The organism is Pseudonocardia sp. P1 (assembly GCF_000178675.2).
Classification (GTDB): domain Bacteria; phylum Actinomycetota; class Actinomycetes; order Mycobacteriales; family Pseudonocardiaceae; genus Pseudonocardia.
In genome coordinates, this window is the sequence record NZ_ADUJ02000001.1 from 6339201 (window position 1) to 6363865 (window position 24665).

General features: G+C 75.3%; 19 protein-coding genes and 8 pseudogenes. 13 read left to right on the forward strand and 14 right to left on the reverse strand.

The window, feature by feature from the left end; all coding sequences use genetic code 11:
• Positions 1 to 21 precede the first annotated feature (21 nt).
• Together PP1_RS29405 and msrA are read left to right on the forward strand one after the other, a co-directional pair.
• Positions 22 to 1398, forward strand: coding sequence for an NlpC/P60 family protein (locus PP1_RS29405; RefSeq protein ID WP_170918901.1), 1377 nt, complete (start codon positions 22 to 24; stop codon positions 1396 to 1398).
• A 77-nt stretch (positions 1399 to 1475) separates the two neighbouring features.
• Entirely contained in the window at positions 1476 to 1988 is a 513-nt protein-coding gene (gene msrA / locus PP1_RS29410; protein WP_010241366.1) for a peptide-methionine (S)-S-oxide reductase MsrA, read from the forward strand.
• A 22-nt stretch (positions 1989 to 2010) separates the two neighbouring features.
• On the opposite strand, the gene PP1_RS29415 is transcribed toward msrA, so the two are convergent.
• Positions 2011 to 2580 carry a L,D-transpeptidase gene (locus PP1_RS29415; RefSeq protein ID WP_010241365.1) on the reverse strand — a complete coding sequence of 190 codons (570 nt, stop codon included), beginning with the start codon at positions 2578 to 2580 and terminating at the stop codon, positions 2011 to 2013.
• A gap of 333 nt (positions 2581 to 2913) precedes the next feature.
• Here PP1_RS29415 and PP1_RS29420 point away from each other — a divergent pair, with 333 nt between their 5' ends.
• Positions 2914 to 3507 (forward strand): Rv1733c family protein, encoded by a 594-nt coding sequence (locus tag PP1_RS29420; protein ID WP_010241364.1) that lies wholly within the window; start codon positions 2914 to 2916, stop codon positions 3505 to 3507.
• A gap of 13 nt (positions 3508 to 3520) precedes the next feature.
• Here PP1_RS29420 and PP1_RS29425 read toward each other — a convergent pair whose 3' ends face one another.
• The 5 genes from PP1_RS29425 to PP1_RS29445 all read right to left on the reverse strand — a co-directional run bounded on the left by PP1_RS29425 (position 3521) and on the right by PP1_RS29445 (position 8917).
• Entirely contained in the window at positions 3521 to 4351 is an 831-nt protein-coding gene (locus PP1_RS29425; protein WP_139323895.1) for an alpha/beta hydrolase family protein, read from the reverse strand.
• Between the two features lie 31 nt (positions 4352 to 4382).
• Positions 4383 to 5012: a TetR/AcrR family transcriptional regulator gene (locus tag PP1_RS29430; RefSeq protein WP_010234245.1), complete on the reverse strand. Its 630-nt coding sequence runs from the start codon at positions 5010 to 5012 to the stop codon at positions 4383 to 4385.
• On the reverse strand, positions 5005 to 6933 hold the full coding sequence (locus PP1_RS29435; RefSeq protein ID WP_139323894.1) for an MFS transporter: 1929 nt from the start codon (positions 6931 to 6933) through the stop codon (positions 5005 to 5007). The genes PP1_RS29430 and PP1_RS29435 overlap by 8 nt, the downstream gene beginning before the upstream one ends.
• Positions 6934 to 7034: 101 nt before the next feature.
• Positions 7035 to 8303, reverse strand: coding sequence for a sensor histidine kinase (locus PP1_RS29440; RefSeq protein WP_060575755.1), 1269 nt, complete (start codon positions 8301 to 8303; stop codon positions 7035 to 7037).
• Positions 8300 to 8917, reverse strand: a complete 618-nt coding sequence (locus tag PP1_RS29445; RefSeq protein WP_075314343.1) for a response regulator transcription factor — start codon at positions 8915 to 8917, stop codon at positions 8300 to 8302. The genes PP1_RS29440 and PP1_RS29445 overlap by 4 nt, the downstream gene beginning before the upstream one ends.
• A 129-nt stretch (positions 8918 to 9046) precedes the next feature.
• Between PP1_RS29445 and PP1_RS29450 the strand changes: the two genes are divergently transcribed.
• The 3 genes from PP1_RS29450 to PP1_RS29460 all read left to right on the forward strand — a co-directional run bounded on the left by PP1_RS29450 (position 9047) and on the right by PP1_RS29460 (position 12755).
• Entirely contained in the window at positions 9047 to 10093 is a 1047-nt protein-coding gene (locus PP1_RS29450; RefSeq protein WP_075314341.1) for an iron ABC transporter substrate-binding protein, read from the forward strand.
• 146 nt (positions 10094 to 10239) lie between these two features.
• A complete protein-coding gene (locus PP1_RS29455) occupies positions 10240 to 11670 on the forward strand; it encodes an ABC transporter permease (RefSeq protein ID WP_249266001.1) in 1431 nt (476 codons plus the stop codon).
• Positions 11667 to 12755, forward strand: coding sequence for an ABC transporter ATP-binding protein (locus PP1_RS29460; RefSeq protein WP_033198660.1), 1089 nt, complete (start codon positions 11667 to 11669; stop codon positions 12753 to 12755). Before PP1_RS29455 ends, PP1_RS29460 begins: the two co-directional genes overlap by 4 nt.
• 22 nt (positions 12756 to 12777) lie before the next feature.
• Here the strand turns inward: PP1_RS29460 and PP1_RS29465 are convergent, their stop codons facing one another.
• Positions 12778 to 13737: an acyl-CoA desaturase gene (locus PP1_RS29465; RefSeq protein WP_337819684.1), complete on the reverse strand. Its 960-nt coding sequence runs from the start codon at positions 13735 to 13737 to the stop codon at positions 12778 to 12780.
• A 219-nt stretch (positions 13738 to 13956) separates the two neighbouring features.
• Between PP1_RS29465 and PP1_RS29470 the strand changes: the two genes are divergently transcribed.
• From PP1_RS29470 to PP1_RS29480, 3 genes are all read left to right on the forward strand, one after another.
• Entirely contained in the window at positions 13957 to 14787 is an 831-nt protein-coding gene (locus PP1_RS29470) for an isocitrate lyase/PEP mutase family protein (protein ID WP_337819685.1), read from the forward strand.
• Between the two features lie 257 nt (positions 14788 to 15044).
• The gene (locus tag PP1_RS29475; protein WP_170918900.1) at positions 15045 to 15194 is read left to right on the forward strand and encodes a hypothetical protein; all 150 of its coding nucleotides are present in this window, start codon (positions 15045 to 15047) and stop codon (positions 15192 to 15194) included.
• Positions 15195 to 16012: 818 nt separating this feature from the next.
• Positions 16013 to 16498: an STAS domain-containing protein gene (locus tag PP1_RS29480; protein ID WP_337819686.1), complete on the forward strand. Its 486-nt coding sequence runs from the start codon at positions 16013 to 16015 to the stop codon at positions 16496 to 16498.
• A 67-nt stretch (positions 16499 to 16565) separates the two neighbouring features.
• Here the strand turns inward: PP1_RS29480 and PP1_RS29485 are convergent.
• From PP1_RS29485 to PP1_RS29515, 7 genes and pseudogenes are all read right to left on the reverse strand, one after another.
• A pseudogene (locus tag PP1_RS29485) lies at positions 16566 to 17327 on the reverse strand (glycerate kinase).
• Positions 17245 to 17442: pseudogene (locus PP1_RS29490) on the reverse strand (glycerate kinase); the annotation flags it as partial. The pseudogenes PP1_RS29490 and PP1_RS29485, both read right to left, overlap by 83 nt.
• Positions 17443 to 17533: 91 nt before the next feature.
• Positions 17534 to 17689 (reverse strand): annotated as a pseudogene (locus tag PP1_RS29495) (glycerate kinase); the annotation flags it as partial.
• Positions 17686 to 19498, reverse strand: a pseudogene (gcl, locus tag PP1_RS29500) (glyoxylate carboligase). The pseudogenes PP1_RS29495 and gcl, both read right to left, overlap by 4 nt.
• Positions 19495 to 20374, reverse strand: a pseudogene (locus tag PP1_RS29505) (2-hydroxy-3-oxopropionate reductase). The pseudogenes gcl and PP1_RS29505 overlap by 4 nt, the downstream one beginning before the upstream one ends.
• Positions 20371 to 21186: a hydroxypyruvate isomerase family protein gene (locus tag PP1_RS29510; RefSeq protein WP_010228199.1), complete on the reverse strand. Its 816-nt coding sequence runs from the start codon at positions 21184 to 21186 to the stop codon at positions 20371 to 20373. Before PP1_RS29510 ends, PP1_RS29505 begins: the two are co-directional and overlap by 4 nt.
• 21 nt (positions 21187 to 21207) lie before the next feature.
• Complete coding sequence (locus PP1_RS29515) at positions 21208 to 21600, reverse strand: allophanate hydrolase-related protein (RefSeq protein ID WP_010228201.1); 393 nt, start codon at positions 21598 to 21600, stop codon at positions 21208 to 21210.
• Between the two features lie 196 nt (positions 21601 to 21796).
• Between PP1_RS29515 and PP1_RS29520 the strand changes: the two are divergent.
• The 4 genes and pseudogenes from PP1_RS29520 to PP1_RS29535 all read left to right on the forward strand — a co-directional run.
• Positions 21797 to 22402, forward strand: a pseudogene (locus tag PP1_RS29520) (cytosine permease); the annotation flags it as partial.
• Between the two features lie 121 nt (positions 22403 to 22523).
• Positions 22524 to 23447 (forward strand): cytosine permease, encoded by a 924-nt coding sequence (locus PP1_RS29525; protein ID WP_337819691.1) that lies wholly within the window; start codon positions 22524 to 22526, stop codon positions 23445 to 23447.
• Positions 23342 to 23865, forward strand: a pseudogene (locus PP1_RS29530) (aspartate/glutamate racemase family protein). Before PP1_RS29525 ends, PP1_RS29530 begins: the two are co-directional and overlap by 106 nt.
• A gap of 234 nt (positions 23866 to 24099) precedes the next feature.
• Positions 24100 to 24665: pseudogene (locus PP1_RS29535) on the forward strand (amidohydrolase family protein); the annotation flags it as partial.

Genomic DNA, 24665 nt, shown 5'->3' on the forward strand with positions numbered 1-24665 from the left:
GCTCCGAGGGGAGGACGACGCGTGACGCGCAAGCGTGTGCCGACGGCCGTCGGCGTGCTGGCGCTGCTCGGCGCCGTACTCCTCGCGACGCCGTCGGTCGGTGCGGCGGGTGTCGTCACCACCGCGGCGACGACCGTCCCCGGAGCGCCGGCACAGCCGCCGCCCCCGCCGCCCAACCCGGACGACGACGAGCTGGAGCAGAGCCGGCAGGGCGTGCAGGAGCGGACCGCGGAGGTCGGCAGGCTCACCGCCCGGCTCGCCGAGCTCGACGGGCAGCTCGAAGAGCTGCAGATCCAGGTCGCCGCCCGCAACGAGGAGGCGCTCGAGGCCCGCGACACCGCGGACACCGCGGGCCGGGAGGCCGAGTCGGCCGCGGCCCGCGCGCTCGACGCCCGCCGGGACACCGAGGAGGCCGGCCGCGCCGTCGACGACGCCCGGAGCCGGCTCGACTCGTTCGTCGGCGACGTCTACACCCACGGTCTCGACCTCGGCCCGCTCGGGCTGCTGTCCCGGGCGACCGACCCGCAGGACCTCGTGGACCGCGCGCGGCTGACCGACGCGCTCAGCGAGGACCAGGCCGCCGTGCTGGAACAGCTGCAGCAGGCCCGGATCGCCCAGGCCAACGCGGACTCGCTCGCGCGGGCCGCGCAGGAGGAGGCCGACCGGCGGCGCGCCGCCGCCGAGGAGGCGTCGGCCGCCGCCGACGACGCGCTGGCCTCCGCCGCCGCGTCCGCCGACGAGCAACAGGGCCGCCTCGACGGCGTGCGGGCCGAGCGGGCGGGCGTCCAGGCACGTCTGGACGCGGCCGAGAACGCCGACGCCGGGCTGCGTGCCCAGCGGCAGCGGTTCGACGCCTGGCAGGCCGAGCAGGCGCGGCTGCAGGCCGAGGCCGACCGGCGTGCCCGGCAGGAGGCCCGCAGCCGGGTCGCGCGGGAGGAGGCGCCGTCGGACTCCGGGCCGGCACCGCGCCGCACCGGGTCGTCCGCGGTCGAGATGGTGATCGACCGCGCGATGGCGCAGATCGGCACGATCTACGCCTGGGGCGGTGGCAACTCCCGCGGCCCGACCACCGGCATCCGCGACGGCGGCGTCGCCGACTCCTACGGCGACTACAACAAGGTCGGCTTCGACTGCTCCGGGCTGATGCTCTACGCGTTCGCCGGCGCCGGCATCGACCTGCCGCGCTACAGCGGGAACCAGGCGGACGCCGGCGAGCAGGTGTCGATCTCGGACATGCAGCGCGGCGACATGCTCTCCTGGGCGGAGAACGGCCGGACCCACCACATCGCGATGTACCTGGGCGACGGCAAGATGATCGAGGCGCCGTACTCCGGGGCGCGGGTGAAGATCTCGCCGGTGCGCTACGACGGGCTGAACAAGGTCACCCGGCTGCTCTGAGGGCCGCGGTCCCCGCGGAACATCGGGGACGCGGTCGTCGTTGGACCGGGCGGAACCGACACAGGGAGGTCAGATCGATGACCGAGACCGCGATCCTCGCCGGCGGCTGCTTCTGGGGCGTGCAGGAACTCCTCCGCGTGCGCCCGGGCATCGTCTCCACCAGGGTCGGGTACTCCGGCGACCCGAACACCCCGAACGCGACCTACCGCAACCACGGCGACCACGCCGAGGCCGTCGAGATCGTGTTCGACCCCGAGCAGATCGGCTACCGGGAGATCCTGGAGTTCTTCTTCCAGATCCACGACCCGTCGACGAAGGACCGGCAGGGCAACGACGTCGGGCGCAGCTACCGCTCCGCGATCTACTACACGACCGAGGAGCAGAAGGCGGTCGCGCTCGACACGATCGCCGACGTGGACGCCTCGAAGCTGTGGCCGGGGCCCGCGACCACCGACGTGGTCGCGGCCGGTGACTTCTGGGAGGCCGAGCCGGAGCACCAGGACTACCTGCAGAAGTACCCCTACGGCTACACCTGCCACTTCCCGCGCCCGGACTGGGTGCTGCCGAAGCGGGCGGCCAGCACGGGCTGATCCGGCGGGACGGGCACCCGCGTCAGGCCCGCCCGCGGGCCTTCGCGCGGTGCCCGTTCTCGACGGACCCCCGCACGACCTGGACCTTGTCGCCGATCTGCAGGGTGTCGAAGAACCGTTTCGCGTCGGCCCGCTGCAGCTTCACGCAGCCGGCCGACTCGCGGGACAGGTCACCGCCGTGGAAGGCGACGCCGCCGTCGGCGAAGAACACCGAGTACGGCATCCGCGCGGGCCGGCCGTCGGGGCCCGGGTACTCGCCGCTGCGGTGATCGGCCTCCTTGCGGTAGACGCGGAAGGAGTGCCCGACCGGGGTCTCCTTGCCGGCCTCTCCCGTCGTGACCCGGAACGGGCCCCGCTCGACCGTCCCGCCGGACACGAGCCACGCCTGCCGCGTCTCGAGATCGACGCACGCCCGCACCGACGCCGAGCAGGGCGTGCCCGGCGCCGCGGGCTCCGCGTGCGCGGCCGCCGCGACCCGGCTCTGCTCGGGATCGGCCGTCGCGACCGCCGTGCCGCCGAGCCCGACACCGGTCACCAGGACCAGGCCGGTCACCACCGCCGCCCGGCGTCGCCGCCGCTCACGGTCACCCATCGCGCACCGTCCCTCCGCCGTCGCGTCCACCCCTCACCCGGACGGGTGGTGTCGCGGACCGACCTCCGGTGGACGCCGCCGGTGCAGCGGCGGTTGCCGCGGAACCCGGTCCCGCGACGAGAGGGAGGCCAGGGGCGGCGAGCGGGCGGCCCGGAGCGACGACGGTGCGCCGACCTGCGTCCTGACCCGGTGTGACGTGCGCCGGTCGTGGACCGCGTCACGCGTGATCCTCGTCGCGAGACGATGTCTCGAAGCAATAACGGGGGTACTTCTCGGTGATCGGGTCCTCACCGGCGGTCGTGGGACCCGACGACCTGATCTCGAGGAGGAACGATGCGCACAGCCGACGGCCCGGGACGCACCGGCCCACGACCCGCCCCGGGCAGCGCCGACCGGATGCGCCGCTCGGCGGCCCGCTGGGAGGACGTGCTGGCGGTCGGGCTCGGCCTGCTCGTCGCCGTCGGCCTGCTCGTCGCCTGGATGGCGGGGACCTCCGCGCACGGCACCGTCGTCGAGCGTGGCGCCACCGAGTCCGCGGAACGCACCGCGGTGCCGGCGCAGGTCACCGACCGGACGACCGCGGTGAGCGACATGCAGACCGGTCAGCAGGCCGTCACCGTCGGCTGGACCGCTCCCGACGGAGCGGCGCGCAGCGGGGAGACCTCGGTCCCCGGGCTCTACCAGGTGGGGGACCGGATCACGGTCTGGGTGGGGCCCGACGGTGAGCTGACGCCGCCGCCGTCGACCCCCTCGGACGCCGTGACGGTCGGCGTGGCGGCCGCGTTCATGACGCTCGTCGCCTGGGGCGTGGTGCTGGCGGGTGCGGGCCATCTCGGCTTCCGCTGGACCGCGCGCCGGTTCGCGCACGCGTGGCAGGTCGACTGGGCCGACCACGAGCCGCACTGGTCGGGCCGCCGCCGCGCCTGACCCTCCCCGGCGCTCAGCCCCCGGTGGCCCGGCGTGCCCAGGACACCAGCTCCGGCACGGTCGTGCCGGGCTCGCGGGCCCAGTCGAAGTGCGGGCGCCTGCCGCCGGCCGGGAGCCGGCGGCGCGTGACGTCGGCGGAGCGGAACATCCCGATCAGCGCCTCCGCCGACGCGGGCGGGGCGAGCCGGTCGCCCTCGAAGGTCACTCCCAGGACGGGCAGGTGGACGGCCGCGATCGACGGTCCGTGGTCGACCCGCGGGGTCCCGAACGCCAGCCGCCCCGTCCGGGCCCACCGGCCCCAGTCGGCCATCTGGCCGCGCGCCTCACGCCCGGCGAAGCCGACCCGGTCGCCGGGGAAGTGCCCCAGCAACCGCGACGTGGCGACGGCCGCCTGGGTCCGCAGCAGGTGCACCGGCCCCCACGCCCGCCAGTGCACGCTGCCCGACGCGACGAGCGCGAGGCCCTCGACCCGGTCCGGGTGCCGGGCGGCGTACGCGGCCGCCAGGTGCCCGCCGAGGCTGTGCCCGACGAGCAGTACCGGCGCGCCGGGCAGCTGCTCCCGCACCGTGTCGACGGCGGCGGAGAGGTCGCCGACGAGGTCGTCGTAGCCGTGGTCGTTCCGGCGTGACGGCGGGGGAGCGGGCCGGGCCTGGTGCCCGCGCAGCTCGGTGACCGCGGCGGACGTCCCGGCCTCCCGCAGCGCGGTGAGCAGCGGCGTGTAGAACGACGCCCGCATCCCCATGGCCGGCACGACCAGCAGGACGGGCGCCGCCGGGTCGTCGGCGACGTGCACGGTCAGCTCGAGCGGCGCCGGTGTGGGCAGCGCCAGGGTCGTGACGGTCACGCCCGTGATGATCCCCGGCGGCCCGGCCGGATCAGGCCGGGGCCCCGGCGACGGCGCGCAGGCCACCGTCGAACACGGCCATCGCCTCGTCGACCAGCTCGGTGAGCTCGGGCCCGCGCGGATCGGGGCCGTGGTCGCCGAGCCAGTGCTGCACCGCCACCCGCAGCCCGGTGACGGCCGCGGCCGCGGCGAGCGTCGGGAACAGGTCCCGGGCCGGGTCGGTCCCGGTCCGGGTGACGACGGCGGCGGCGAGCGCCTGCTCCTGCGCCGCGAACGCCGCCATGTGGTGCGCCACGACGGTCGGGTACTCGCGCAGCGCCCGCATCTGCCGGACCCGGCCGAGATAGCCGGGATCGGTGACGACGGCGCGCAGCGCGTGCCGGAGCGCCACGACGACCGGCTCGTCGTCGGGCCGGGTGGTGAACGCGGCCACCAGGGTGTCGGCGGTCGCCGCGTTCCCCGCGACGATCGCCTCCTCCTTCGAGGTGAAGTAGTTGAAGAAGGTGCGCGGGGCGACGTCGGCGGCGTCGGCGATCTGCTCGACGGTCACCTGGTCGAGACCGCGTTCGCTGCACAGCTGCAACGCCGCGGCGGCCAGCGCCGCCCGGGTCGCGGCCTTCTTCCGTTCCCGGCGCCCGGGCGGCGCCTGCTGCTCAGACACGGTCGGCCCGCGCGTTCTCCCGTGCCGGCCGGTCGATCACCGAGACGACCTCGGGCCGGACCGGCCCTGCCGAGGGGGCCAGGTCGACGTCGAACCGCAGGCCGGTCGCGGGGACGGTCAGCCGGTGCGCGGCGGGCCGGCCGTCCCACCGGTAGACCGTGGAGACGGTGCCGGTCGCGACGCAGACGCGGTACCGGCCGTCGTCGTCGGCGCGGGTGCGGCCGACCTCGGTCCCGTTGCGGTCGAGGACGGTGAGGACCGCCCCCGGTGCGGGGACCCCGTCGGCGCGGACGACGCCGTGCAGCACCGGGCCGGGCGCCGCGCCGTGCGTGTCGTCGCGGCGGACCGCCGGTGCCGCGGCTGTGCCCTCGGCCGGGGTCTCCGGCTCCAGGTCGATGGTGTCGCGCAGCGGCTGCTCGCGCAGGAACAGGATCGCGATCAGCGCGAGCAGACCCAGCGGCGCGGCGACCAGGAAGATCTCCGCGATCGCGTGGCCGTAGGAGTCCATGACGATCGAGCGGACCGGCTCGGGCAGCTCCGCGATGTTCGGGACCTGACCGCCCTGCGTGGCCCCGCCGCCGTCGACACCGGCTGCGGCGAGCCCCGACGACGTCCGCGTCGCGACCACCGAGGCGAGCAGCGCGCCGAGACCGGCGACGCCCGCCGAGCCACCGAGGGACCGGAAGAAGGTCACCGTCGAGCTGGCGGCGCCCATGTTCCGCAGCGCCACGGTGTTCTGCACGGCCAGCACGAGGTTCTGCTGTGTCATGCCGACGCCGAGGCCGACCAGCAGCATGGCGAGCCCGACCTGCCAGTAGGGCACGGTCGAGGAGATGACCGTGGCGCCGAGGGTGAGGCCGGCGGTGAGGAACACGCCGCCCATCACGAGGTAACGCTTCCAGCGCCCGTAGCGGCTGATCAGCTGTCCCGCGACGTTCGAGGCCAGGAACATGCCGACGATCATCGGCAGGGTCAGCACACCGGCCTCGGTCGCCGTGGCGCCCCGGGCGAGCTGGAAGTACTGCGACAGGAAGATCGTCGACCCGAACATCGCGACGCCGACGAAGAGGCTGGCGACGGTGGCGAGCACGAACGTCCGGTCCCGGAACAGGAACGGCGGGACGACCGGGTCCTTGGCGCGGCGCTCGACGAGGACCGCCAGCGCCAGCAGCACCACACCGCCGCCGACCAGGCCGAACGACAGCGGCGACGACCACTCGAACTGCTTGCCGCCGAGCGAGGTCCACAGCAGCATCGCGGAGACGCCCGCCGCGATGAGCAGGGCGCCGACGTAGTCGATCGAGACGTCGTCGCGGCGCTCGGTCGGGACGTTCAGCGTGCGCTGCAGCACGACCAGCGAGATCGCGGCCAGCGGGACGCCCACGAAGAAGCACCAGCGCCAGCCGAGCGGGGAGTCGACGATGACGCCGCCGAGCAGCGGGCCGCCGACCACCGCGAGCGACATGATCGCCGACAGGTAGCCCATGTACCGGCCGCGCTCGCGCGGGGTGATGATCGCCGCGATGACGACCTGGGTCAGCGCCTGCAGCCCGCCCATGCCCAGGCCCTGGAGCACCCGGAAGCCGATGAGCTGCGAGGTCTCGGTGGCCAGGCCGCACAGCAGCGAGCCGATCAGGAAGATCCCGATCGCGGCCTGGACGAGCAGCTTCTTGGAGTAGAGGTCGGCGAGCTTGCCCCAGATCGGGGTGGACGCCGTCATCGCGAGGAGCGAGGCCGAGACGACCCAGGTGTACTCGGCCTGGGTACCACCCAGGTCGCCGAGGATCCGCGGCAGCGCGTTGGACACGATCGTGCTGGAGAGCACGCCCACGAACAGGGCCATGAGCAGACCGCTGAGCGGGAGCAGCACGGCGCGGCGGTGGGCGGCGGCCTCCTCCGGAGAGCGAGTAGTTGACGTCACGCAACTATCGTACGCGGCGAACGTGCACGATGCGCAAGTTTGCCGAGAGTGCGACGGCGCACATCACGCACACATCGGTCGCGCGCCCCGCCCGTGCGGGGTCAGCGGCCGTCCGGGAGGTCGACGGTCACCGTGGTCCCGCTGCCCGGGGCGCTGCGGACGGTGACCTCCCCACCGGCGTCGCGGGCGGCGTCGCGCACGAGCAGCAGGCCGATGTGCCCCGGCTCGGGGCCACGGCCCGGGTCGAACCCGGTGCCGTCGTCGGTGACGGTGAGCCGGGCCCGGCCACCCCCGACCGCGAGGTCCACCCCCACGGCCGACGCCGCGGCGTGCGCGCGGACGTTGCGCAGCAGCTCGCCGGCGATCCGGTGCAGCAGGACCGCGGTGGCGTCCGGGAGGCCCGCCGCGCCGGGGACGGCGACGCTCGCGCGCGGCTCCCCGCCGGCGGCCAGCCGGTGCAGCGCGTCCGGGAGACCCGCCGCGTCGACGTCGGCGGGGAGCAGGTCGTCGAGAACCGAGCGGATCCGGAGCACGCCGTCGCCGACGGTCTCCCGTGCCCGGCTCACCAGCTCCGGCCGGGCCGGGGCGAGATCCAGCATCAGCCCGGCCGAGGCCAGGCCGGGGAGGACGTCGTCGTGCAGGCGGCGGGCCAGGTCGCGGCGTGCGAGCTCCCCGGCGGCGAGCCCGTAGCGGGCCGCGTCCCGGCGTTCGATCCGTTCTCGCTCCCGGCGCCGCGCCAGCGCGACCGACAGCGGCAGCACCGCGAGTGCGACGGCCAGCAGCCCGCCCACCACGGGTGGCACCAGCAGGCCCACGGCGCGAGCCGTCGAGCCCTCGACGTCGACCGGGACGTAGACCTCCACCCGGGCCGGCCGACCCGCCGCGTCGGTGAACCCCAGGAACACCTCGCGCAGCCCGCCGCCCTGTTCGAAGCGGTGCTCGGGGTCGTCGGGCACCGCAAGGACGACGGCAGCGCCACCGTCGAGCCGGGCGGCCAGGTCGGGATCGAACCGCCGGGTGAACCCCTCCAGCCGCGGCTCGTCGGAGAACACCACCCGCGCCGACGGGCCCTCCACCAGCCAGATCTTCACCCGGCTCACCATGCCGACCGTCCGGAACGGGGCGAGGTCCGCCAGCAGCCGGTCCCGCGCCGCCGGGCCGGCGGCGGCCAGGTCGCGGTCCGCCAGCGGCACGACGACGGCCGCGGCGACCCGGCGTGAGACCTGCTCCGCCCGTCGCTCCGCCTCGTCGTGGGCCAGCCACCAGACCCCGGCGGTGACGAGCGCGCACACCAGGGCCGCCGCCGCGACGGTGCCCAGGACGTGCCCGAGCAACGCCCGCCGGACCGGGTGCGGGCCGGTGCGGCTCATCGGCCGCCGGCCAGGGGCTCGCCCTCCGGGTCGAGCGCGACCAGGCCGAGACGCTCGGCCGTGACGACCGCCTCCAGCTGCGAGCGGGCGTCGAGCTTGCCGAGCAGCGCCCGGACGTGGTCGCGCACGGTGTGCACGGACAGTGCGAGCTCGTGGGCGATGCGGGTCGCGTCGCGGCCGCGGGCCAGCGACCCGAGGACGTCACGCTCGCGCGGGGTCAGGTGCGGGAGCTCGAGGACGGCCGTGCCGTGCACGGTCCCGCCGGCCGCGACGGTGCGGATCGCGGCGACGATGCCGGCCAGTGGCGTCTCCTTGCCCAGGAAGCCCGCGGCCCCCGCCGCGCGCGCCCGGCGGGCGGGCTCGGGGCGCGGGTGCGCGGTGAGGACGAGTGTCCGGGCACCCGCCGCGTGCGCGGCCGGGAGCAGGCTGAGACCGCCACCGGGGAGGCGGACGTCGAGCACGACGACGTCGCAGCCGTCGAGCAGGGCGCGCGCCGCGTCGACCGTGTGCGCCACACCGGCGACGCCGATCCCGGGTTCGGCCCCCAGGCCGAGGACGAGCAGGTCGGTGAAGGACCGGTGGTCGTCGACCAGCAGCACCCGCAGCACGGCCACGCACCCCCTCAATTCTCGGGAGATCCCCCCGCCGTCGACCGAGGTTAGCCTGCCCTCGCCCGGAACGGGAGTGATCGGACACCCGACGCGTTCCGGACACCCCGTCATGAGAATCCGGAGGACTCCGACGTGATCCGATCCCCGAAGCGCGGCCTGGCGGCGGGCGCGCTGCTCGCCGTCTCGCTGCTGGTCACCGCGTGCGGTGGCGGCGCCCCCGCTCCGGCCGAGCCGGCGGCGAGCCCGGCCGCCGAGGGGCCACGCACCCTGACCCTCTACTCCGGACGGGACGAGGAGCTGGTCGCCCCGCTGATCCAGCAGTTCCAGCAGCAGAGCGGGATCACCGTCGACACCCGCTACGGCTCCACCACCGAGCTGGCCGCGCAGATCCAGGAGGAGGGCGACGGCACCCCGGCGCAGGTCTACCTGTCGCAGGACGCGGGCGCGCTCGGCGTCCTCGCCGGGGCCGGGCGGTTCGCGCCGCTGCCCGCCGACGTCGCCGGTGCCGTGCCCGCCGGGTTCACCTCCACCGACGGGACGTGGGTCGGGCTGACCGGCCGGGCCCGCGTCGTCGCCTACGACAGCCAGGACGTCCCCGAGGCGGAGGCGCCGGGTGACGTGCGGGAGCTGACCGACCCGAAGTGGCGTGGGCGGGTCGGGTACGCACCGACCAACGCGTCGTTCCAGGCGTTCGTCACGGCCATGCGGGTCACCGACGGCGAGGAGGCCACCCGGCAGTGGCTGACCGCGCTGGCGGCGAACGAGCCGCAGGTCTTCGAGCGCAACGGTGCCGTGCTGGAGGCGGTGGAGGCGGGCACCGTCGACGCCGGGCTGATCAACCACTACTACTGGACCAGCGCGGAGACCCCGATGCAGCGCGCGAAGCTCCGGTTCGGGGATCCGGGCACCGCGAGCGCGCTGGTCAACGTCACCGGTGCCGGCATCCTCACCGGGGCGGCGCAGTCGGCGGAGGCGCAGGAGCTCGTCCGGTTCCTGGTGTCCGAGCCCGCGCAGCGGTACTTCGCCGAGGAGACCACCGAGTACCCGCTGGTCGCCGGTGTGCCGGGACCCCAGGGCGTGCCGGCGCTCGCCGAGCTCGCGGGTCCCGAGCTCGACCTGTCCGATCTCGCCTCGCTGGACGAGACCACCCGGATGATGACCGAGGCCGGGCTGCTCTGAGCACACCCGTCACCGTCCGCCCGGCCGGGACCCCGGAGCACACCGCTCCGGGCGTCCCGGCCGCGCGGCGCTCCCGCACCCCGCGGACGCTGTCGGCCGCCGGGGCGTCCGTCGCCGCACTCGCCGCGCTGCCGCTCGTCTGGCTGGTGGTCCGCGTCGGGGAGGCCGCACCCGAGCGGGTCCGGTCGCTGCTCGTCCGCGAGCGCACCCTCCAGCTCGCGGTGAACTCCGGTGTCCTCGTGCTCGGCGTGTCCGCCGGCTGCCTCGTCCTCGGCCTCGGGACGGCGGCGCTGCTGGTCCGCCTCCGGCTGCCCTGGCCGCGGCTGTGGTGGGTGCTCGCCGCGTTGCCGCTGGCCGTGCCGTCCTACCTGCTCGCGTTCGCCGTGCTCGCCGTGCGGCCGGCGGCGAGCGGGCTGGTTCCGCTCACCCTGGTGCTGGTGGCCGCCTGCACCCCGTACGTGACGCTGCCCGCGGCCGCCGCGCTGCGGGCCGCCGACACCGGCCCCGAGGACGTCGCACGCACCCTCGGCCGGGGCCCGGTCGCCGCGTTCTGCGCGGTGACGCTGCCGCAGGCGCTGCCTGCGGCACTCGCCGGGACACTGCTCGCCGCGCTGTACACGCTGTCGGACTTCGGGGCGCCCGCACTGCTGCGCTACGAGTCCTTCACCTGGGCGGTCCGCGCCGCCTACGAGGGCGCGATCGACCGCACCGGCGCCGCGGTCACCGCCCTGGTGCTGGCGGTGCTGACGCTGCTGCTGGTCGTCGCGGAGCGCGCGGCCCGGCGCCGGTTCACCCGGGCCCCCGCGACGACGGCGACCCATCGGGTGCCCCCGCACCGGCCCGGTGCCACCGTGCGGGCGCTCTGCGTGGCCGGGCTCGGCACGGTCGCCGCACTCACCCTGCTCGTGCCACCCGCGGTGCTGGTGGGACGGATCGTGGCGGCCGGTGGTGTCGGTGTCGACCTGCCCCGGCTGCTGACGGCGGCGGGCTGGACGCTGCTGCTGTCCGGCGCCGCTGCGGTGCTCGCGGTGCTCCTGGCCCTGCCGGTCGGGGTGCTGGCCGCGCGCCACCGCTCGCGCGTCGTGGCCGCCGTCGAGTCGGTGGCCTACCTGGGGCAGGGGCTGCCGGGCGTCGTCGTCGGGCTGTCGCTGGTGTTCCTGTCGCTGGCCGTCGTGCCCGGGCTCTACCAGACGGCGCCGGTGCTGGTGTTCGGCTACGCCCTGCTGTTCCTGCCGAAGGCGCTGGGGGCGGTGCGGTCGTCGGTGGAGCGGGTGCCGGTGGAGGTCGAGGAGGTGGCCCGCACGCTGGGGCGCAGCGCGTCCGGCACGTGGTGGACGGTCACGGCGCGCCAGGCGTGGCCGGGGATCGCCGCGGGCGGGCTGCTGGTGACGGTGACGGCGATGAAGGAGCTGCCCGCGACGCTGATGCTGCGCCCGACCGGGGTGGACACGCTGGCGACCGAGCTGTGGGCGCAGACCGCCCGCGGTGCCTACGGGGCGGCCGCCCCCGCGGCGCTGGCCCTGCTGCTGCTGGCGTGCGTGCCCGCGGCACTGCTGGTCCGGGGGGACCGGGCATGACAGCGGGGACGACGCTGTCGGTGCGGGGGATCGTCGCGGGGCACGGCGGCACGCCCGTCCTGCACGGGGTCGACCTCGACGCCGGTCCCGGCGAGCTGGTGTCGGTGCTCGGGGCGAGCGGCAGCGGGAAGACCACCCTGCTGCGGGTGGTCGCGGGCCTGCACCGGCCGGACGCCGGGACCGTCGGCCTCCTCGGGACCGACGTCACGGGCACGCCCGCCGAGCGGCGCCGGGTCGGCCTCGTCCCGCAGGACGGCGCCCTGTTCGCCCACCTCGACGTGGCCGGCAACGTCGGGTTCGGGCTGCGGGCCGGTGGCCCCGGGCGATGGCGGCAGGTGGCCGCGGTGCGTGCGGTGCGGCGCCGCCGGGTCGGTGACCTGCTGGAACTGGTCGGACTGGCGGACAAGGGGGCCCGGATGCCGCACGAGCTCTCCGGCGGGGAGCGGCGGCGCGTCGCGCTGGCCCGCGCGCTCGCACCGGAGCCGGCGGTCGTCCTGCTCGACGAACCGTTCTCCGCGCTCGACGCCGGCCTCCGCGACCAGGTCAGGGCCGACGCCGTCGCGGCGCTGCGTGCGGCGGGGAGCACCGCCGTCCTGATCACCCACGACCACCGCGAGGCGCTCTCGGTGAGCGACCGGGTCGCCGTCCTCGACGGCGGCGTGCTGGTCCAGACCGCGAGCCCCCGCGAGCTCTACACCGCCCCGGTGACCGCGCGGGTCGCCGGGTTCGTCGGCGAGGCGTCCCTGCTCCCGGCCCACCGCACCGGCGGCGTGGCGACGACGGTCCTGGGTCGCGCGCCGATCCGTCCCGGAACGGCGCCGGGCCCGGACGGCGCGGTCGTCGTGGTGCTCCGCCCGGAGCAGGTGCTCATCGACGGGCCGTCCGCGCCGGGGACACCGGCCGTGGTGGAGCGCACCGAGTTCGGCGGGGAGGCACTGCTGGTCTCGGCACGTCCGGACGGACCGGCAGGACCGCCGGTGCGGGTACGGACGGTCCCGGGGGAGCGGTGGGCACCCGGCGACCGGTGCCGGCTGCGGATCGACGGCGCGGTGCACGCCGTCCCGCCGGCGGCGACCGAGGGGTGACCCCGGGTGCCGCCCGGAGCGGTCAGGCCGTGGCGTCCTCGGTCCGGTTCGCCGCGAGCCGCGCGAGCCGCTTCTCGGTCGGCCACCGGACGTCGTGCGCCCAGCCGAGCCGCTCGAACAGCCGGATCGTCCCGGCGGAGATGTCGATCTCGCCGCGGCCTGCGCCGTGCCGCGCCGACGTCGGGTCCGCGTGGTGCATGTTGTGCCACGACTCGCCCATGCTCGGGATGGCGAGCAGCCAGACGTTGGTCGACCTGTCCCGGGCCCGGTAGGGGCGCTCGCCGATCATGTGGCAGATCGAGTTCGTCGACCAGGCCACGTGGTGCGAGACCGCGACGCGCACCAGCCCGGCCCAGAAGAACGCGGTGAACGCGCCCCACCAGGACCAGGTCACCAGGCCGCCGACCACACCCGGGCCGAACACGGACAGGATCGTGAGCAGGGTGAAGCCGCGGTGCACGCGGTCGATGTCGGGGTCGGCCAGCAGGTCCGGGGTGAACCGGCGCTGGTCGGTCAGCGAGCGGTCGAAGATCCACCCCATGTGGGCGTGCCAGAACCCGCGGACCAGCGCGGAAGGGGAGGTGCCGTACCGCCACGGCGAGTGCGGGTCGCCCTCGGCGTCGGCGTAGGCGTGGTGCCTGCGGTGGTCGGCGACCCAGTGCCGGACCGGTCCCTGCACCGAGAGGCTGCCGGCGACCGCAAGCGCGATCCGCAGCGCCCGGGTCGCCTTGAACGAGCCGTGCGTGAAGTAGCGGTGGAAACCGACCGTCACGCCGAGCATCGACACGACGTACATGCCGATCGCGAGCCCGGCGTCCAGCCAGGTCAGGCCCCATCCCCAGGCGAGCGGGACGGCGGCGACGAGCGCGATCGCCGGGACGATCGCGAAGGCGTAGACGAACAGGTGGGGGACGGGATGGCGGAGACGGTCGGAGAGGTCGCGCGGGGCGACGGGCCGGGGGCGGTCACGACGTCCGATCATTCCGGGCCGCACCACCTCGGACAGTGGGGAGAACCCCCGTCCCCGGGACGTCGCGACGAGGGTGTCACCCGGCCGGATCCCTGCGTGCGTCCGTGCGGTGCACAGGGTTCACTCACCCCTACGACGACGGAAGGAGCCACCCGTGGCCGACCTGATCAGCCACCCCGCCCCGGCGACCGGCGTGCCCGGCTGCGCGCCCTGCTCGACGAGGGCGGGCCCGTGCTCGCCCCGGGCGCCTACGACGCGCTGTCCGCCCGGCTCGTCGAGCAGGCGGGTTTCGACGCGGTCTACATGACCGGCTTCGGGACGACGGCGGGCCTGCTCGGCCGTCCGGACGTCGGGCTGCTGGGCGGGGCCGAGATGGCCGCGCACGCGGCCCGGCTGGCCGACGCCGTCGACCTGCCGCTGATCGCCGACGCCGACACCGGCTACGGCAACGCGATCAACGTCATCCGGACGGTCCGTGACTACGAGCGGGCCGGGGTGGCCGCACTGCACCTCGAGGACCAGGTGATGCCGAAGCGGTGCGGGCACCTCGCCGGCAAGCAGGTGGTCCCGGCCGGGGAGATGGCGGCCAAGATCCGGGCCGCGGCCGACGCCCGCACCGATCCGGACCTGCTGATCATCGCCCGGACCGACGCCGCCGCCGTCGACGGACTCGACGCGGCGATCGACCGGGCGCGCCGGTTCGCCGACGCCGGTGCCGACCTGCTGTTCGTGGAGGCGCCGACGTCGGAGGCCGACATCGAGACGGTCGCCACAGCGCTGCAGGGGCACAGGCTGGTGTTCAACTGGGCCGAGGGCGGACGGACCCCGCCGCTCTCCCGCGACCGGCTCGCCGAGCTCGGTTTCGCCCTGGTGCTGTTCCCCGTCGGCACGCTGCTGGCGGCGACCGCGGGCATGACCGAGCTGCTCGCACGCCTGAAGGCGGACGGGACCCCGGCCGGGATGCTCGACCGGCTCGGCGGGCTGGACGCGTTCGCCGAGCTCGCCGGCATCGGCGAGATCCGCGATCTGGAGCAGACCTACCGGGCCGGCGACGGGGGCTGACCCGTACCCCGGCAGGCGGGAGTCCGAACACGGACCGTTCCGGAAATCGGGACCGGCTGCGTCCCGGCGGGTGGCGCCGGACGCCACGAGTGGCACCGGGGGTGTGTCATCACCCACACTCGGACGGTCCGGCACGCCGGTCCGCCGACCTTCCCGAGGCGGCCCTGCGGCAGGACGTGTCCAGTCCCGGCCCTGGCGGTGAACCCATGCCTCAGAACACTCCCCGACTACGAATATGCGAGCGGTGCTGGTCGACCGTGGCGGAAGGATCCGTGTGCCGGATCTTCCGCCACGCCGACCCCGCCGCACCCACCGAGATGCCGACCTTCAGCTACCGGCACCTCGACGGTGACCCCGAGTGCACCGGCGCCCAGCAGCTCGACCTCGGGACGGGGGAGGTCGCGTGAACGGGCCCGCCCGCCGGCGCCGGCTGCCGCTGCCGGCGCCGGCGCCGGTCCCGCCGCCCCGCTCCCGCCGCCGGCCCCGCCGCACGTCGAGCACCTGCGCGAGAACCTGCGACGTGTCCTGGCCGGCCTGCAGTGGCCCGCCTGTCGCTGGCAGGTCATCGCCGAGGCCGAGGCCTGGGGGGTCAGCGGAGTGCTGCGCAACCAGCTCGCACCGCTTCCCGACGGGCGCTACCCGTCGCTCGAGTCGATCCTCGAGATGCTGGCCGCGGTGGCGCGCGGCCGTCTCCGGACCGGGCCCCCGCCCGTGCCGGGTGCCGAGCACCGGCACCGCGGCGACCACGGCGTCGCGCACGTCGTCGCGCACCGGCGGATCGCACCGCGCCCGCCGTCGTGCCGCGCTCCGGCCGCACGCCCGCCTGACCCCTGTCCGGCCGACTGCCGCGCGGTGCGTCCCGGCCCGTGCGCGGTCTGCGGCCTCTCACGACGGTGGCCGGGGCCGGCGGTCCCGAGCGCGCCGACCCCGACCGGGGTACCACCGCCCGCTCCCCAGCGGCAGGTGGCGGGTCCGTCGTCGGCCGGTGCGACCGACCCGACGAGAGTGCGCCCCGTGCTCCGGTGCTCGTCAGGGCCGAAAGTCCTCCCGGCACCGGTTCCGAAGACCGGTGATGTGTATCACACTCGTTCCGGTGGGTCGCGGCCGGCCCGTCGCGCGGACGACCGGACCGGACCGGTCGTCCGCCCGCGGGTGTGGACGCCCCGGCGCCGGGTAGGTCCCCCGGCGGGCCGTCCGTGCCCGCGACGACGGCGAGGAGGACGACGTGCAGGTGGATCCGGGGATCGGGCTGGCGGTCGAGACGGCGGCACCCGGGGTGCGGCTGGTCCGGGTCAGCGGACGGCTGGACGGCCCGGGTGTCGCCGCGCTCGGGCGTCTCCTCGACGCCCAGCGCGCTTGCGGCCGGGTCCCGGCGCACCTGGTGGTGGACGTGACCGGGGTGACCGAGTTCGACGGCACCGCGGTCGAGACGCTCGGCTCGCTCGTCGGCCGCACCCGCGGCGGGCCGTGCACACCCACCTCGCCGGGTGCGGCGGCCGGGCCGAGCTGCTCCCGCTCCCGGCCCGCAGGGTCCTGCTGCGGTGCAGCGCGTACCCGTCCGCGGAGGTCGCGGTCCGCGAGCTCGCGGGGTCCCGCGACCCGGCGGGACCGCCGGCGTCCCGCGCCGCGGGGCGCGGACACGCCCCGGGTCGACGGGCCGGGCTCCGGCGCCCCGGCTGCCCGGGACCGGGTGGTGGCGACGGGCGGGTGACCCGCTCGCCCCTACGCGAGGCGGGCGATCGTGGCGCCGACCCGGCGCAGCAGCCGGGCGGCGTCGGTCATCGCCTCCGACCGGTCGGAGCGAGGTCGACGAGGGCGTGCGCGGCACGGAACCCGGCCGCGCGCACGGCCGCCGGATCGAGCGCGACCTCCCGGCGACGGCGACGGCGACGACCGGACCCGGCCGCCCGTGCCGCGGCGGCGACACCGGCCGGTGCCTTGCCGTGCAGGGTCTGGCCGTCGAGCCGGCCTTCGCCGGTGACGACGAGCCCGGCGCCGCGAGCGCGTCGTGGAAGCGGTCAGGTCCAGCACGGTGCCGAGGCGGGTCGCAGCGTGGCGCCGCACAGCGCGGTCAGACCGAGCCCGGCCCCGCCCGCGGCGCCCGCGCCGGTGCCGCCCGCGAGTGCCGCCGGGTCGCGGCCTGCCGCGAGCGCTGCTGGGTCGCGGCCTGCCGCGAGTGCTGCTGGGTCGCAGCCTGCCGCTCCGGCGACGACGCGCCGCCCACCGGGAGAGCGCCGCGTCGAGCGCGGTGACCTGCGCCGGGTCCGCGCCCTTCTGCGGCCGTAGACCGCGGCGGCGCCGTCCGGCCCGAGCAGCGGGTTGTCGACGTCCGCGGCGAGGACGATCCGGGTGCCGCGCAGCCGCGGGTGCAGCCCGGTGAGGTCGATCCGGTCGGCCCCGCGCGAGCGCGGCGCCGCCCGCGGGGAGGTCCCGGCCGTCGCCGTCCAGGACGCGCGCACCGAGCCCCCGCAGGATCCCGGCGCCACCGTCGGTCGTCGCGCTGCCGCCGAGCCCGACGACCAGCTCCGTCGCCCCCGCACCGAGGGCGTGCGCGAGCACCGTGCCGAGCCCCTCGGTCCCCGCCCCGAGCGGGTCCGGGACGCCGCCGGGCAGCACCGCGAGCCCCGAGGTGGCGGCCAGCTCGACGAGCGCCACCGCACCGCGACGCGCGTAGGTCGCGGTGAGCGGGGCCCCGGTGGGGGCCGGTCGAGGCCACCGTGACCGGTGTCCAGCCCGCGGCCAGCGCCGCGGCCACGGTGCCCTCGCCGCCGTCGGCGACCGGGCAGCGCCGGACCTCCCGGTCCGGCGCCACCCCGGCGATGCCGTCGGCGAGCGCGGCGGCGACCCCGGCCGCGTCGAGCGAGCCCTTGAACTTGTCCGGTGCCAGCAGGATCGCGCTCACCGGCGGTGGCCGACGGCGGTCGGTGCGTCCTCCGGCGTGTGCGCGAGGTCCTCGAACTCGGTCACCGCGTCGATCTCGGCGGCGCCCATCGCGATGTTCGTGACCCGCTCCAGGACGACCTCGACGACCACCGGCACCTTGTGCTCGCGGGCCAGCTGCGACGCCCGGTGCAGGGTGGGCTCCAGCAGCTCCGGGTCGGCGACCCGGAGCGCGACGCAGCCGAGCCCCTCGGCGACCCGGACGTGGTCGACGCCGTAGCCCTTCGGCAGCGCGCTCTCGGGATCGGCGTTGATGTTGTCGAAGCCGAGCTGCACCTCGAAGTCCATGTCGAACGCCCGCTGCGCCTGCCGGATCAGCCCCAGGTAGGAGTTGTTGACCACGACGTGGACGTAGGGGACGCCGAACTGGGCGCCGACCGCCAGCTCCTCGAGCATGAACTGGAAGTCGTAGTCGCCGGACAGCGCGACCACCGGCGTCGACGGGTCGGCGACGGCGGCACCGATCGCGGCCGGGATCGTCCAGCCCAGCGGGCCGGCCTGGCCGCAGTTGACCCAGTGCCGCGGGCGGTAGACGTGCAGGAACTGGGCGGCGGCGATCTGCGAGAGCCCGATCGTCGTGACGTAGCGGGTCTCCGGGCCGAACACCCGGTTCATCTCCTCGTACACCCGCTGCGGCTTGATCGGGATCTCGGTGAAGTGGGTGCGCCGCAGCAGGGTCGCCCGCCGCTCCCGGCACTGTGCCGCCCACTCCGAGCGGTCGGGCAGCGTGCCCGCGTCGCGCCGGCGGCGGGCCTCGTCGAGCAGCACCCGCAGCGCGGCGCCGGCGTCGGAGACGACGCCGTAGTCGGGGGCGAACACCCGTCCGATCTGGGTCGGCTCGATGTCGACGTGCACGAACCGGCGCCGCGCCGGTAGGTGTCGAGCCCGCCGGTGTGCCGGTTCGCCCACCGGTTGCCGATGCCGAGCACGACGTCGGACTCCAGGAAGGTGGCGTTGCCGTAGCGGTGCGCGGTCTGCAGCCCGACCATGCCGGCCGCCAACGGGTGGTCGTCGGGGATCGTGCCCCAGCCCATCAGCGTCGGCACCACCGGCACGCCGAGCACCTCGGCCAGCTCGACGAGCTCGGCGCTCGCGTCGGCGTTGACGATCCCGCCGCCCGCGACGATCACCGGCCGCTCCCCGGAGCAGAGCAGGTCCAGCATCCTCGACGCCTGCGCCGGGGTGGCAGCGGGCCGGTGCACCGGCAGCGGCGTGTAGGTGTCCGGGTCGAACTCGATCTCGGTCTGCTGCACGTCGACCGGCAGGTCGATCAGGACCGGGCCGGGCCGCCCGGACCGCATCAGGTGGAACGCCTGCGCGAACGCGCCCGGCACCTGCGCGGCCTCCAGCACCGTCATCGCCATCTTCGTGACCGGGGCGGCGATGGCCGTGATGTCGACGGCCTGGAAGTCCTCCTTGTGCAGCCGCGCGACCGGCGCCTGCCCGGTGATCGCCAGGATCGGGATCGAGTCGGCGGCCGCCGAGTACAGGCCGGTGATCATGTCGGTGCCCGCGGGGCCGGAGGTCCCGATGCAGACGCCGATGTTCCCCGGGCCCGACCGCGTGTAGCCCTCGGCCATGTGCGCGGCGCCCTCGACGTGCCGGGCCAGCACGTGGCCGATGCCGCCCGCGCGTCGCCGAGCTCGGCGCGGCGGCGGCGCATCGCCGCGTAGAACGGGTTGATCGCCGCCCCCGGGACGCCGAAGGCCTGCGTCGCACCCTCGATCTCCAGGATCCGCACGGCCGCGTCGACGGCCCGCATGCGCGTCACTTCTCCGCCCCGTTCAGGCGCGCGACCGTGCGGAACAGGGCCGAGTGGTCGAGGTCGCCGTCGCCCGCCGCGCGGGTCGCGGCGACGAGCTGGGCGACCAGCGCCGCCACCGGCGTGACGACCCCGGCGCTGCGCGACGCCTCGGACACGATGCCCATGTCCTTGTGGTGCAGGTCGATCCGGAAACCAGGACCGAAGTCGCGGTCCAGCATCTTCGGTGCCTTCTGGTTCAGCACCGCCGATCCGGCGAGCCCGCCGCCGAGCACCTCGACCGCGGCCGGGAGGTCGGCGCCGTGCGCCTCCAGGAACACCAGCGCCTCCGCGAGCAGCGCGATGTTGCCCGCGACGATCAGCTGGTTCGCGGCCTTCACGGTCTGCCCGGCGCCGCTCGGCCCGACGTGCACGACGGTCTTCCCGACGACGTCGAGCAGGGGCCGCGCGTCGGCGACGTCGGCCTCCGCGCCGCCGACCATGATCGAGAGAGCAGCGTTCTCGGCGCCGGCCTGCCCGCCGGACACCGGCGCGTCGATCATCCGCAGCCCCCGGTCCGACGCCTGCGCGGCCAGGTCGCGGGGCGACGTCCGGCCGGATCGTCGAGAAGTCCACGATCAGCGTGCCGGGCTTCGCGGCGTCGAACACCCCGTCGGTGAGGACGGAGGTGACGTCCGGCGAGTCCGGCAGCATCAGCGCGACGACGTCGGCACCGTCGACGGCCTCCGCGACCGACGCCGCCGCCCGCCCGCCTGCCTCGACCAGCGCGCGGGTCTTCTCCGGGCTGCGGTTGAACCCGACGACGTCGTGCCCGGCCGCGGCCAGGTGGCGGGCCATCGGACCGCCCATGATCCCGAGTCCGACGAACGCAACGGTCCTGCTCATGCGCGTGCTCCTTCCGGGCGGGCGAGCCAGGCGAACGGCTCGGAAGTGGTGGGCTTGTACTCCAGCGAGATCCGGCCGCGGTAGCCGGCGGCGTGCACCCGGTCGACGAGGCCGGCGATCGGCAGATCGCCGGTGCCGGGCTCGCCGCGTCCCGGGGCGTCGGCGATCTGGACGTGGCCGATCCGGCCGGCGTACCGGTCGATCGCGGCCGCGGGGTCGTCGCCGTTCACGGCCAGGTGGTAGACGTCGAGCAGCAGCCGGACGTCGTCGGACCCGACCCGGTCGAGTACCGCGACGGCGTCGGCCGCGGTCCGCACCGGGTAGGCGTCGACCCCGCTGACCGGCTCGAGCAGCGCGACCGCGCCGATCCGGGCGGCCGCGCGCCCGGCGAGGGCGAGGTGCTCGGCGGCGAGCTCGTCCTGCGCCTCCGGGGCGACGCCGGGGATCCGGTTGCCGTAGAGGGCGTTGAAGCCGGTGGTCCCGAGCCGGGACCCGATCCCGACCGCGACCTCGACGTTGTCGGCGAACGCGGTCGCGCGGTCCGGGTCGGACAGGATCCCGCGCTCGCCGGCGGGCATGTCACCGGCGGCGAAGTTGAGCCCGGTGAGGACGACACCGGCGTCGGACACCGCGGTCACGAACGCGTCGACCTCGTGGTCGGACGGGACGGGCCGGTCGAACGGCCACCAGAACTCGACGGCGTCGAACCCGGCCGCCGCGGCGGCCGTGGGCCGTTCGAGCAGCGGGACGTCGCCGAAGACGATGGAACAGTTGACGGTCAGGGGGAGGGGCGTGGACGGGAACGTGGACACAGTGCCTCCTCGTCGAGGGCGTCAGGCGGGGTCGGGCAGGCCCTTGTAGGCCCGCCACCCGCCGTGCGCGGTGATGTCGGTGAGCTCGTCGGCCTGCCGCTCCAGCACGCCGGGCCGCAGGCCGACGGCGAGGACGTCGCGGCCGTCGTCGAGCTCGACGACGGTCAGCTCCAGCTCCGGCGGCTCGTCCGGAAGGAAGTCGGTGCGGATCGCCGAGAGCGGGACGTCGTAGATCTCCCCGGCCAGCGGGACCCCGCCGGACGGGTCCTCGAGCAGTGCCGGGAACCCGTCGCGCACGGAGTACATCCGGTAGTGCGGCGCGGTGCGCACGGCCCCGAGGAAGGGGTGCGCGGACACGTTGTGGTGCAGCCGTCCGCCGCGCATCGCGTCGCCGGAACAGAAGAGAGCGGTCACCGAAGCCTCCGAGCAGATTTCACAATGCGGAAAGTTGTTTCCGTAGTGCGGTGAGAATCGCAACACGGCCGGTCAAGGCTGTCAAGCGCCGCCGGTCGGCGGCGACCCCTTGACGGCGTCGTGACCGCCGCCATAGCGTGATTCCGCCAGACAAGAGAACGGTTCCGTATCGCGGAACCGGCGGAGAGGTGGCCCGATGACGCGCCCCGGTACGACCGGCACCTCCGCCGAGCAGGACGCCGTCCCCGGTGATCTCAGCTCGCGGCTGTACAACCACGACCTCGCCCCGACCCGCGTCGAGGGCCGGTCGTGGAAGGCCTACAACATCTTCACGCTCTGGGCCGTCGACGTGCACAGCCTGGGCAACTACGGCTTCGCGCTCGGCCTGTTCGCGCTCGGTCTCGGCGCCTGGCAGATCATGGTGTCGCTGGGCATCGGGGCGCTGCTGCTGTTCGTCCTGCTGACGGTCGCCGGGTACATGGGCTGGCGGACCGGGCTGCCGTTCCCGGTGATGAGCCGGATCTCGTTCGGCGTCCGGGGCGCGCAGCTGCCGGCGATGGTCCGGGGCGTGGTCGCGATCGCCTGGTTCGGCATCCAGACCTACCTCGCCACCCAGGTGCTCACCGTGATGGTGCTGGCCGTCGCGCCCGGCGCCGGGGCGCTGGAGCAGGTCTCGTTCCTCGGCCTGTCCGCGCTCGGCTGGATCTGCTTCCTGGCGCTGTGGGTGATCCAGGTGGGGATCCTGCTGTACGGCATGGACGGCATCCGCCGCTACGAGGCGTTCGCCGGGCCGGTCGTGCTGGTCACCCTGGCCGCGCTGGCCGGCTGGATGCTCTGGCAGACCGGCGGCGACATCGCTGGTCGGTGCCGGAGCCGCTCACCGGGGGCACCATGTGGGTGCAGATCCTCGCCGGTGCGGCTCTGTGGACGGCGATCTACGGGACGTTCGTCCTCACTTCTGCGACTTCACCCGCAACTCCACCAGTACGTCGGCGATCCGCCGGGGCAGCTTCTGGGGGATCCTGCCGAACACGCTGTTCTTCGGGTTCGTGGTCGTCGTGCTGGCCGGTGGCCAGTTCCGGATCGACGGGCAGGTGATCTCCAGCCCGAGCGACGTCGTCGACACGATCCCGAACACGCCGCTGCTGCTGCTCGCCTCGGCCGCGCTGCTGGTCCTGACGGTCGCGGTGAACCTGATGGCCAACTTCGTCGCGCCCTGCTACGCGCTGTCCAACCTGATGCCGACGGTCCTGGACTTCCGCCGGGCCGGGATCGTCAGCGCCGTGCTCGGCCTGGTGATCCTGCCGTGGAACCTCTACGACAATCCGGTCGTGATCGTCTACTTCCTCGGCGTGCTGGGCGCGCTGCTCGGGCCGCTGTTCGGGATCGTGATGGCCGACTACTGGCTGGTGCGGCGCGGCCGGGTCGACGTGCCCGCGCTCTACTCGGAGGACCCGGACGGCGCCTACCACTACCGGAGCGGGGTCAACCTGCGCGCGGTCGCGGTCTTCGTCCCCTCGGCGGCCCTGGCCGTCGTGGCCGGGTTCGTCCCCGCGATGGAGGCCGTCGCACGTTCTCCTGGTTCCTCGGTGCCGCGGTCGCCGCGATCGGAACGGTCCTGGTCGCCCCGCGCGGCGCGGACTACCGTGCCGTGTCCGGCGAGCACATCGCGGTGCGGTCCTCCGAGCACTGACCACACTGACCCCTGCCCTCCCGAGCCGCAACGGAAGGACTGCGCGACATGCGGATCCTCGTCGTCAACGTCAACACCACCGAGTCGGTCACCGAGGCGATCGCGGCGTCGGCGCGTGCTGTCGCGGCGCCCGGGACGGAGATCGTCGGGCTGACGCCGCGGTTCGGCGCCGAGTCCGTCGAGGGCAATCTGGAGAGCTACCTCGCCGCCGTCGGTGTCGCCGACGCCGTCGCCCGCTACCGGGAGCCGTTCGACGCGGTGATCCAGGCCGGCTACGGCGAGCACGGCCGCGAGGGTCTGCAGGAGATGCTCGACGTACCGTCGTCGACATCACCGAGGCGGCTGCCGCCACCGCGATGTACCTGGGGCACCGCTACTCGGTGGTGACCACCCTGGACCGCACGGTCCCGCTCATCTCCGACCGCCTGCTGCTGGCCGGGCTGGACCGGCGGTGCGCGTCGGTCCGCGCGTCCGGGCTGGCGGTGCTCGAGCTGGAGGAGGACCCGGCCCGGGCGGTCGCGGCGATCGTCGCGCAGGCCCGCCGGGCGGTCGCGAGGACGGCGCCGAGGTGATCTGCCTCGGGTGCGGCGGGATGGCCGGCCTGGAGGAGAAGGTCCGTGCCGAGACCGGCGTGCCGGTCGTCGACGGTGTCCCCGCCGCCGTCACCGTGGCGGAGTCGCTGGTCCGGCTCGGTCTGTCCACCTCGAAGTCCGCACCTACGCGGCCCCGCGCACCAAGAAGATCACCGGATTCCCCCTGGAGGCATCGTGACGAGCTACGACCTGGTGGTCCGCGGGCGGCGGATCATGACGACGGCCGGGGAGCAGCCCGGGAGGTCGGCGTCACCGGGGGCGGATCGTCGCGATCGAGCCGCTGGGCAACGGCCTCGACGGCACCGGGTGATCGAGCTCGCCGACGACGAGGTGCTGCTGCCCGGGCTCGTCGACACCCACGTGCACGTCAACGAGCCCGGCCGCACCGAGTGGGAGGGCTTCGCCTCGGCGACCCGGGCCGCCGCGGCCGGCGGGGTCACCACGATCGTCGACATGCCGCTGAACTCCATCCCGCCGACGGTCGACGTGGCGGCGCTGGAGGTGAAGCGCAAGGTCGCCGCCGACCAGGCGTTCGTCGACGTCGGGTTCTGGGGCGGCGCGGTGCCGGGCAACGCCGGTGACCTGCGCGGCCTGCACGACGAGGGCGTCTTCGGCTTCAAGTGCTTCCTGCTGCACTCCGGCGTCGACGAGTTCCCGCCGCTCGACGCGGACGAGATGGAGCGGGACATGGCCGAGCTGGCCACGTTCGACGCCGTCATGATCGTCCACGCCGAGGACGCGGGCGATCGAGAAGGCGCCCACCCGCACGGTTCGGCGTA

Bases quoted from the DNA above. Each gene is read 5' to 3' on its own strand.
- msrA (WP_010241366.1), top strand. From the start codon at position 1,476: ATGACCGAGACCGCGATCCTCGCCGGCGGCTGCTTCTGGGGCGTGCAG.
- PP1_RS29415 (WP_010241365.1), bottom strand. From the start codon at position 2,580: ATGGGTGACCGTGAGCGGCGGCGACGCCGGGCGGCGGTGGTGACCGGC.
- PP1_RS29420 (WP_010241364.1), top strand. From the start codon at position 2,914: ATGCGCACAGCCGACGGCCCGGGACGCACCGGCCCACGACCCGCCCCG.
- PP1_RS29440 (WP_060575755.1), bottom strand. From the start codon at position 8,303: ATGAGCCGCACCGGCCCGCACCCGGTCCGGCGGGCGTTGCTCGGGCAC.
- PP1_RS29460 (WP_033198660.1), top strand. From the start codon at position 11,667: ATGACAGCGGGGACGACGCTGTCGGTGCGGGGGATCGTCGCGGGGCAC.
- PP1_RS29465 (WP_337819684.1), bottom strand. From the start codon at position 13,737: ATGATCGGACGTCGTGACCGCCCCCGGCCCGTCGCCCCGCGCGACCTC.